General features: G+C 75.3%; 2 protein-coding genes. One reads left to right on the forward strand and one right to left on the reverse strand.

Annotated features, from left to right (window positions below):
* Window positions 1-976: tRNA dihydrouridine synthase DusB (gene dusB / locus VER05_RS11595; RefSeq protein WP_324845509.1), on the reverse strand; the 976-nt coding region annotated here is incomplete at its 3' end.
* 105 nt (window positions 977-1,081) lie between these two features.
* On the opposite strand from dusB, the gene VER05_RS11600 reads away from it, so the two are divergent.
* Window positions 1,082-2,338: YibE/F family protein (locus VER05_RS11600; protein ID WP_324845510.1), on the forward strand; the 1,257-nt coding region annotated here is incomplete at its 3' end.

Genomic DNA, 2,338 nt, shown 5'->3' on the forward strand with positions numbered 1-2,338 from the left:
CCGCGCGCTGCTCGCCGCCGACCACGTAGCCCTTCCAGTACCAGGCCATGTGCTTGCGCAGCTCGCGGAGCGCCTTGCCCTCGTCGCCGAACGTCTCGACCATCAGCTCGGCGTGCCGGCGGATCACCTGCGCGACGTACCGCGCGCCGGGCGTGATCCGCTCGGACGAGCCCGCGAACGCCGCCGCGAGGTCGGCGAACAGCCACGGCCGCCCCTGGCAGCCGCGGCCGACGACGACGCCGTCGCAGCCGGTCTCCCGGACCATGCGCACGGCGTCCTCGGCGGACCAGATGTCGCCGTTGCCCAGCACGGGGATGTCGGTGACCGTCTCCTTGAGCCGCGCGATCGCCGACCAGTCCGCGGTGCCGGAGTAGTACTGCTCGGCGGTGCGGGCGTGCAGCGCGACCGCCGCGACGCCGAGGTCCTGGGCGACCAGGCCGGCCTCGAGGTAGGTCAGGTGGTCGTCGTCGATGCCCTTGCGCATCTTGACCGTGACCGGGACGCCGTACGGCCGGGCCGCGTCGACGGCCGCGCGCAGGATCGACTCGAACAGCTCGCGCTTCCACGGCAGCGCCGAGCCGCCGCCGCGCCGGGTGACCTTGGGCACCGGGCAGCCGAAGTTGAGGTCGACGTGGTCCGCACGGTCCTCCGACGCGATCAGGTGCACCGCCGCGCCGACGGTCGCCGGGTCGACGCCGTACACCTGCACGGAGCGCGGCTTCTCGTCGGGGGCGTGCGAGATGATCCGCATCGACTCCTCGCCGCGCTCGACCAGCGCCCGCGAGGTCACCATCTCCGCCACGTACAGCCCGGCGCCCGACTCGCGGCACAGCCGGCGGAACGCCGCGTTCGTCACGCCGGCCATCGGCGCGAGCACCACGGGCGTGTCGATCGTGAGCGGTCCGATGCGCAGCGGCGGGAGCACGTGCCCCTCGGCCGCGGGGGCAGCCGGGTCGACGGTGGAGGGAGCGGTCATGCCTCGATTGTCCCCCACCGCGCGGGCGGACCCCGCGTCGGGCCGCGCCGCGCCCCGGCGGCCGGCCCGCGGCACGATGCCCGCGCACCCGGCAGAATCGCCCCCGTGCCCTCCCCCGCCGCCCTGCGCACCCGCCGCGTCATCGCCGCGATCCTGCTGCCCCTCGTGCTGGCCGCCGCCGTCGGCATGGCGCTGACCTGGCCGCACGGCGAGCCGTCGACCGCCCGGCAGATCAGCGACGTCGCGATCGACTACCCGACCGCGACCGTCACCGGCACGTCGGTCGAGCAGTGCCAGGGCACCGTCGAGGACCGGCTGCCGGACGGCACGATCCCCGACGAGGTGGCCTGCCTCCGGGTGCACGCGACCGTCACGAGCGGGCCGGAGCGGGGCCGCGACGTCGAGGTGTGGGCCACCGCGTCCACCACCGCGGACCAGGTGCCGGCCGGCACCCGGATCCTGGTCGAGCACTACCCGGCGACCGACTCCGACACCGAGGTCTGGGCCTGGCACGACTACGACCGGACGCTGCCGCTGGTGTCGATCGCGCTGGTGTTCGCGCTGGCGATCATCCTGGTGGCGCGGGGCCGGGGGCTCCGGGCGCTGGTCGGCCTGCTCATCGCGTTCGGGGTGATCGGGGTGTACGTGCTGCCCGCACTGGTCCGCGGCGAGAACCCGGTGGTGGTGGCGCTCAGCGCGTCGACGCTGATCATGGCCGTCGTGCTGTACCTGGCGCACGGGCTGTCGCTCCGCACGTCCGCGGCGCTGCTCGGCACGCTGGCCGGCCTCGCGGCGACGACGGGGCTCGGCATCCTCGGCGCGGAGTGGGCCCGGCTGTCCGGCGTGAGCAGCGAGGACTCCTACCGGCTGGCGCAGCTGCTCGGCGAGAGCGGGGCGACGTCGCTGCGCGGGCTGTTCCTCTGCGGCCTGGTGCTGGCCGGGCTCGGCGTGCTGAACGACGTGACGATCACGCAGGCCTCGGCGGTGTGGGAGCTGCGGGCGGTCTCCCCCGGCGCCTCGCGCGGCGAGCTGTTCCGCGGCGGGATGCGGATCGGCCGGGACCACATCGCGTCCACGGTGTACACGATCGCGTTCGCCTACACCGGGGCGGCGCTGCCCGTGCTGCTCCTGCTCGAGCTCTACGGGCTGCCGCTGGGGCCGACGCTGACGTCCGGGGAGTTCGCGGAGGAGATCGTGCGGACCATGGTGTCGTCGATCGGCCTGGTGCTGGCGATCCCGCTGACGACCGGCATCGCCGCGCTGGTGGTCACGCGCGCGGGCGCGGCCCCGGCCCGGCACGCGGCGGCGGACGGCCACGCGCACGCCCACGTCCACGCGGTCACGCCGGCGGACGCCCCGGAC

The organism is Cellulomonas sp. (genome assembly GCF_035634735.1).
GTDB lineage: Bacteria > Actinomycetota > Actinomycetes > Actinomycetales > Cellulomonadaceae > Cellulomonas.